Origin of the sequence: Actinomadura sp. BRA 177, from assembly GCF_013372625.1 — a bacterium.
In the GTDB taxonomy this organism is placed as follows: domain Bacteria; phylum Actinomycetota; class Actinomycetes; order Streptosporangiales; family Streptosporangiaceae; genus Spirillospora.
On sequence record NZ_JABXFD010000395.1, the window covers coordinates 1 to 6,740 of the forward strand.

The 6,740-nt window shown below is 71.2% G+C and carries 7 protein-coding genes and 1 pseudogene; 5 read left to right on the forward strand and 3 right to left on the reverse strand.

The window, feature by feature from the left end:
* On the reverse strand, positions 1–389 hold a 389-nt coding region (locus HUX53_RS23525; RefSeq protein WP_309237395.1), incomplete at its 3' end, for a roadblock/LC7 domain-containing protein.
* Between the two features lie 214 nt (positions 390–603).
* Between HUX53_RS23525 and HUX53_RS23530 the strand changes: the two genes are divergently transcribed.
* The 5 genes from HUX53_RS23530 to HUX53_RS23550 are packed head-to-tail and all read left to right on the forward strand — an operon-like array spanning position 604 to position 5,566.
* On the forward strand, positions 604–2,943 hold the full coding sequence (locus HUX53_RS23530) for a nitrate- and nitrite sensing domain-containing protein (RefSeq protein WP_176405399.1): 2,340 nt from the start codon (positions 604–606) through the stop codon (positions 2,941–2,943).
* Positions 2,940–3,356 (forward strand): roadblock/LC7 domain-containing protein, encoded by a 417-nt coding sequence (locus tag HUX53_RS23535; RefSeq protein WP_176405400.1) that lies wholly within the window; start codon positions 2,940–2,942, stop codon positions 3,354–3,356. Before HUX53_RS23530 ends, HUX53_RS23535 begins: the two co-directional genes overlap by 4 nt.
* A 7-nt stretch (positions 3,357–3,363) precedes the next feature.
* Complete coding sequence (locus HUX53_RS23540; RefSeq protein WP_176405401.1) at positions 3,364–3,732, forward strand: DUF742 domain-containing protein; 369 nt, start codon at positions 3,364–3,366, stop codon at positions 3,730–3,732.
* Positions 3,713–4,309, forward strand: a complete 597-nt coding sequence (locus tag HUX53_RS23545; RefSeq protein ID WP_176405402.1) for an ATP/GTP-binding protein — start codon at positions 3,713–3,715, stop codon at positions 4,307–4,309. Before HUX53_RS23540 ends, HUX53_RS23545 begins: the two co-directional genes overlap by 20 nt.
* A gap of 45 nt (positions 4,310–4,354) precedes the next feature.
* Positions 4,355–5,566, forward strand: coding sequence for a cytochrome P450 (locus tag HUX53_RS23550; protein WP_217919804.1), 1,212 nt, complete (start codon positions 4,355–4,357; stop codon positions 5,564–5,566).
* A gap of 66 nt (positions 5,567–5,632) precedes the next feature.
* On the opposite strand, the gene HUX53_RS23555 is transcribed toward HUX53_RS23550, so the two are convergent.
* Both HUX53_RS23555 and HUX53_RS23560 read right to left on the reverse strand, forming a co-directional pair.
* Positions 5,633–6,238, reverse strand: coding sequence for a TetR/AcrR family transcriptional regulator (locus HUX53_RS23555; RefSeq protein ID WP_176405404.1), 606 nt, complete (start codon positions 6,236–6,238; stop codon positions 5,633–5,635).
* 75 nt (positions 6,239–6,313) lie between these two features.
* Positions 6,314–6,740: pseudogene (locus HUX53_RS23560) on the reverse strand (stress protein); the annotation flags it as partial.

Here is a 6,740-nt window from a genome sequence, read left to right on the forward strand (position 1 = left end):
CGGGATGCTAGGTGTTCGCCGACGCGGCCTACTAGGAGGGTCATCTCGTAGCTGATCTGCGCCGGGTCGGCGTCGGCGTCGGTGAGGACGGTCAGTGAGGCGCCCTCGCCCGCCGCGGTGACGAACAGGAACGCGTTGCGCATCTCGATGATCGTCTGATGCACCTCACCCGCGCCGAACTGGCTTCGCGCGCCCTGCGCGAGGCTCTGCACCCCGGCGGCGAGGGCGGACAGGTGCTCCGCGTCCTCCCGGCTCAGGCCCGCGGACGCCCCCATGAGGAGCCCGTCCGCCGACTGCACCACCGCCTTGGTCACCTGGGGGACGCGCTCGACGAGCCCGTCGATCAGCCAGTCCAGCCGGTTGGGCGAATCGCCTCGCAGCGGCGTCACGTGGGTTCTCCTCTTCCGAGACATGGGTGGGGATCCGGCACCGCCACATGGTCCCATCGGCGGGCCCACAAGATCTACGGAATTCCAGACAAATGATCAAGACGGTGGTTACGGTGTCACCGAGTTCGGCCGTCCGGTGCCCGCCAAGCCTGAGAGACGACACCATGAACGACCACGTCAGTCATATCCGCGTTGACCTCGGCTGTTTCGCCCGGTGAGGACCCCACGCCGCCGGCGTTCGATCCGGTTCTCCCTTTTCGGCCTGATCATCATTCCGCTGATCTCCCTGATCACGTTGTGGGCTTTCGCTGCGCAGAGCACCGCGGCCAAGGCCGTCAACCAGCGCGACCTCGACACCACCAACGAGATCTACGGCGGCGCCGCGCAGCCGATGCTGGTCACCCTGGCCCAGGAACGGCAGGAGTCGGTGACCTGGCTGAGCCGTACCGGCCGCCTGCCGCGCACGTCACTGGACGCGGTCCGCAAGAAGATGGACGGCACGATCGTCCAGATGAACGAGGCCGTCGACTCCGACAGGTTCCAGGCCACGCTGACCGGCCCGATGAAGCGGCGGCTGTCGGCGCTGATGGAGAAACTCAACGGGATCAGCGCACTCCGGAGCCAGGTCGACTCCCGCGCGTTGACGAGGCTGGCGGCGTTCAACGCCTACAACGACGTCCTCGAAGCCCACTTCCAGTACGTCAACGTGCTGGTGGCCGGCGACGGCCTCCAGCAGTCGGCCCACATGGCCGCCATGTCGCGCGGCATCGAGTTGCGCGGACGCGAGATAGCGCTGGTGGGCGGCGTGCTCACCGACGGGGGCCGGATGACCGCCGGCGAGTACGCGGCGGTCAGCAGGCTGGTGTACGAACGGCGGTTCCTGGAAAGCTCGAACCTCGCCGAACTCCACCCGGCCATCGCCGCTCCGTTCAAGCAGGCGCTGGCGTCGTCCGCCGAACGGTCGTTCACCACGATGGAGGACGGCATCCTGGCGACCCGACCCGGAGCGAAGCTGCAGATCACCCCGGTCGGCTGGAAGGCCGCCGCGGGGGCCTCCATCGGGGCGGTGGACGGTGCGCTCGGGAAGTCCCGGGCGCTGAACGCCGCCGAAGCCAAGGACGCCTCCGACGCGACCCTGCTGCGCCTCGCCCTCATCGGCGCCATCGGCCTGGCCGCGATCGTCCTGACCGCGTTCCTCATGCTCCGGTTCAGCCGCCGCATCAGCCGTGACCTGCGCGGTCTCCAGGACGCCGCGCACGCCATGGCCGAGGAGCGGCTGCCCGACGTGGTGCGCCGGCTGAGCCGCGGGGACGAGGTCGACGTGGCGGCGGAGGCCCCGCCGCTGGAGGCCGGCAGGACGGCCGAGGTGTTCAACGTCGCCGCCGCGTTCTCGTCCGTGCAGCACACCGCCGTCGAGGCCGCCGTCGGCCAGGCCGAGCTGCGCGCGGCGGTCAACCAGGTGTTCCAGAACCTGGCCCGGCGCAACCAGTCGCTGCTGCACCGGCAGCTGGCGATGCTGGACACGCTGGAGCGCAAGGCGTCCGACCCGGACGCCCTGGCCGACCTGTTCGCCATCGACCACCTCACCACCCGCATGCGGCGGCACGCCGAGGGGCTGATCATCCTGTCCGGCGCCGCGCCCGGCCGCGGCTGGCGCCACCCGGTCGGCATCCTGGACGTGCTGCGCGGCGCCATCGGCGAGATCGAGGACTACGCCCGGGTCGAGGTGGTCAGCACGGCGGAGGAGGGCATCGTCGGCTCGGCCGTCGCCGACGTGATCCACCTGCTGGCCGAGCTGATCGAGAACGCGGCCGTCCTGTCCCCGCCGAACACGCCGGTCGAGGTGGACGCCGGGCCGGTCGGGCAGGGCTTCGTGGTGGAGATCCAGGACCGCGGCCTCGGCATGAGCCCGGACAAGCTGGCGGCCGTCAACGCGCAGCTCAGCCGCGAGCCGGAGTTCGACCTGACGCACGGCGACCAGCTCGGGCTGTTCGTCGTCGGGACGCTGGCGCACCGGCGCGGGATCAAGGTGGCGCTGGAGCCGAACGCCTACGGCGGCCTCAAGACCGTCGTGCTCCTGCCGCACTCGCTCGTCGTCCCGGTGGATCGGGGCGGCCGGGCGGACGACACCGGCACCGGTCCTGTGGACGTCATCGGCCACGACACGCAGGAGTATGCGATGGACTCCGTCGGACGGCACCGCGCCGGTGGCACCGAGCCGTCCGGCGACCGCGAGCCGCTCGGCATGCCGTCGTCGTCCGAGCCGCCGTCCGAGCCGGGTGTTCAGGCCGCCCCGGCCACGCCGCAGCCGACGTCCACTATCGCGGGTACCCATGCGGGGATGCCGCGCCGGGTGCGCCGCGCGAACCTGGCGCCGCAGTTGCGCGACGCCCCGCCGTCCGCCCCCGAGGAGCGGCGGCCGGCTGGACGAGAGGCGCGGTCCGCGGAGCGGGCCAGTTCGGTCATGGCCTCGATGCAGAGCGGATGGCGGCGGGGGCGGAGCGAGTCGCCGCCCGCCCAGCCCACCGGACGTGACGAGGGGGACGAACGATGACGGAAGCATCGATGACGGCCGATGAGGTGCGCGGGCTTCTCGACGGCCTGGGCGGCGGCGCGGAGATGGTGGGCGGTGCGGTCCTGCTGTCCAGGGACGGGCTGGTCGTGGCCTGCTCCTCCGGTGTCGGCCGGGAGGACTCCGAGCATCTGGCCGCGCTGGTGGCGGGCGTGCAGGGGCTCGCCCGCGGCGCGTGCCGCCGGTTCGACGGCGGCGAGCTGATGCAGAGCGTCATCGAGATGGACTCGATGCTGGTGTTCATGGTGCCGGCGGGCGACCACGCGTGCCTCGCCGTGCTGGCGGACGCCGACGTGGACGCCGGCGCGATCGTGTTCCGGATGTTCCAGCTCGCCGAGGAGATCGCCGAGCGGCCGCCGCTCATGCCCCGGCTGTCGGGGTCGGGCGCCAGGTGAGGCCCGGATGACCGATGACCGGTGGCTCGACGGGGACGCGGGGCCCGTCGTCCGTCCCTACACGGTCACGCGGGGCCGGACCCGGCTCCGCGACGACGGCCTCGATCTGATCTCCGTGCTGGAGACGACCGGCGTGCCGCTCCCCCGGCGGGTGCGGCTCGACCCCGAGCACCGCAGGCTGCTGGCGATCTGCCGGCAGCCGATCACCTTCGCCGACCTGGCGTCCGAGATCGACCTGCCCGTCGGCGTCGTGCGGGTCCTGGTCGACGACCTGCGCGACGAGAACGCGCTCAGGGTGCTGAAACCGACTCCCACCGGCGACGTCCCGGACGAGCTCGTACTAAGGAAGCTGCTGAATGGACTACGCGCACTCTGACACCGCCGTCCGGCACCCGGGCGGTCAGCTGACCGCCGCGAAGATCCTCGTCGCGGGCGGGTTCGGGGTCGGGAAGACGACCATGGTGGGCTCGATCAGCGAGATCCGCCCGCTGCGCACCGAGGAGCTCCTCACCGACCGGAGCATCGGCGTCGACGACACCACGGGCGTCGACGGCAAGACCAGCACCACCGTGGCCATGGACTTCGGCCGGATCACGCTCCCGGACGACCTGGTGCTGTACCTGTTCGGGACGCCCGGCCAGCAGCGGTTCTGGTTCATGTGGGACGAGCTGGCGCTCGGCGCCGTCGGCGCGGTGGTGCTCGCCGACGTGCGCCGCCTCGCCGACTGCTTCGGCACCGTCGACTACTTCGAGGACCGCCGCACCCCGTTCATGGTCGCGGTGAACTGCTTCGAAGGCGCCGAGCGCAAGGATCCCGAGGACGTGCGGATCGCCCTGGACCTGGACGATGACGTGCCGCTGGTGCTGTGCGACGTGCGCAGCCGGGAGTCGGCCAAGCAGGTGCTGATCACCATGGTCGAGTACGTCCTCACCAGGACCACGTCCCGGCGCTGACGATTGTTTCCACGCCCATCCCCCCGCACCCCGAAAAGGGACCACATGTCAACAGGTTTGCCTTCCTTCCCCGCCGCGGACGAGAAGCCACTCGACACCTGCGTCCGGCTGCGTGAGATCGGTCCCGTGGTCGAAGTGGAGTTCCCGGGAGGCGTCGCCGCCTACCTGGCACTGACCCACGACGCCGTCAAGGAGATCCTCGCCGGGGACAACAAGACCTTCCTGAGGGAGCCCGAGAACTGGCCCGCCCTGTACGACGGGACGATCCCCGGGGACTGGCCGCTGCGCGCCGTCGTCCAGGGCGGCCACCTGTCCACCAAGGACGGCGACGACCACAGGCGGCTGCGCGGCCTGGTCGGGAAGGCCTTCACGCCCGCGCGGATCGAGGCGCTGGAGCCGCGCGTCCAGCAGATCGTGGACGACCTGCTCGACAACGTGATAGCGGCCGGCGACGGCGTCGACCTGGTCCCCGCCTTCACCGAGGCGCTGCCGATGTGGGTGATCTGCGAACTGTTCGGCGTGCCCGCCTCGGACCGGACCCAGATGCGCAACTGGACCGCCGCCCTGCTGGCGCACACGACACCTCCGGAGGAGGCGTTCGCGACGCAGAAGGCCCTCCAGGCATACCTGCACGAACTGGTGGATCGCAAACGGCAGACCCCCGGCGACGACCTCACCTCCGGCCTGGTGCTGGCGCAGGACGAAGGGGACAGGCTCACCACCGAAGAGCTGGTCGGCGTGCTGTGGCTGATGCTCGTCGCCGGCCACGAGACCACCGTCCACATGCTCGGCCACGCCGTCCTGGCGCTGGCCCAGAACCCCGACCAGCTCGCGCTGGCGAAGGCCGAGGACCGCTGGGACGACGTGGTCGCCGAGACCCTGCGCTACCGCCACTCGGTGATGATGACCAGCTGGCGCTTCACCGCGGAGGACGTGACGATCGCCGGCGTCGACATCCCCAAGGGCCAGGCGGTCGGCGTCGTCTACCAGGTGAGCGGCATCGACCCGGCCGAGCACGGCGAAACCGCCGACCAGTTCGACATCACGCGGGTTCAGAACACGCGCCTCAGCTTCGGCCACGGCCCCCGCTACTGCATCGGCGCGTCACTGGCCCGCCTGGAGGGACGGCTGGCGCTCGCCACGCTGTACCGGCGGCTGCCGGACCTGGCCCTCGCCATCGACCCCGACGACGTCCCCTACTCCCCGTCCTTCTTCACCATCGGCCCGCTCTCCCTCCCCATCGCCCTCGGGCGCTGACGCACCCCGGCCCGGCGGTCCCACCGCCGAGCCGGTGTAGGCCGGGGCCACCAGCCACCGCGTCGGTCAGCGAGCGGTCGAGGGGGCGGGGGCCAGAAGTTTGTCCATGAGGACGTGCAGGTGGTGGCGGAAGGAGGCTACGGCCTCGGGGTTGTCGGCTCTGCGCATTCCCTGGGTGCGTTCCAGGACGCCTGAGCCGAGGAAGCCGTGGACGCACCAGACCATGGTGCCGAGGAGGTAGTAGGGGTCGACGTCGGAGGGGACCACGTCGCGGATCTTGTGGGCGGCCAGCGTCAGGAGCGGGCGGGCGTAGCGGTCCTCCAGTTCGGAGATGTCGGCGGCGTCGTCCACCCAGCGGTGCGCCCACAGGGAGCGGTTGTGCGGGTGTGCCAGGTGGAAGTCCAGGTAGGCGTCGACTATCTGGTGGACGGCGGTCCGGCCGGGTTCCGTCTGGGAGACGGCGCGTTCGAGCATGGTGCGTTCGGATTCGAAGGCACGGCTCATCACCTCCAGGTAGAGCTCCCGTTTGTCCCCCGCGATCTCGATGATCGCACCGGGGTCGACCCCCATCGCGTCCGCCAGGAGCCGCAGGGATGTTCCGTCGTAGCCGAGTTCGCTGAACAGCCGGGTCGCCACATCGATGACCTGCTGTCGTGAGACGGCGTTCGCCATGCCGTCACGCTACGCAGGGTACGGCGATGCCCAATGCGCCCTTTCGTCATCGGGCGGTCAAGCCATGGCAACGCTTCAGTCGTAGGAGGCCAGGGTGCGGGCGTGGAGGGACAGGACGTGGGTCAGGAGGGCGGGGGCTTGCCCGCCGGCGGCGTCCGGGAGGACGTCGGGGGTGAGCGTCCAGTCGGTGCCGACCCAGGAGTCGGCGATGGCGTCCGCGCTGGACGGGAGGTTGTTGCAGGACTGCCGGAGGCGGACCGTGCGGACGGATTCGGCGGCCGGTGTGTCGGTCTCCACCAGGAGGACGGGGACGCCGGCGGTCGGGCCGTCCTCGACCAGGCGCAGGAGCCGGTGCGCGTCCTCGCCGTCGAGCGCGGCGCCCGCGTCGAGGATCACCACCAGGCGGACGGGCGGGCCGCCGCCGGGCAGGTCCGCGTCGTCGCCGCCGATCTGGCGCAGGTCGACCAGGTCGAGGAGGCGGCGGGCCCGCCCGCTGTCTCGA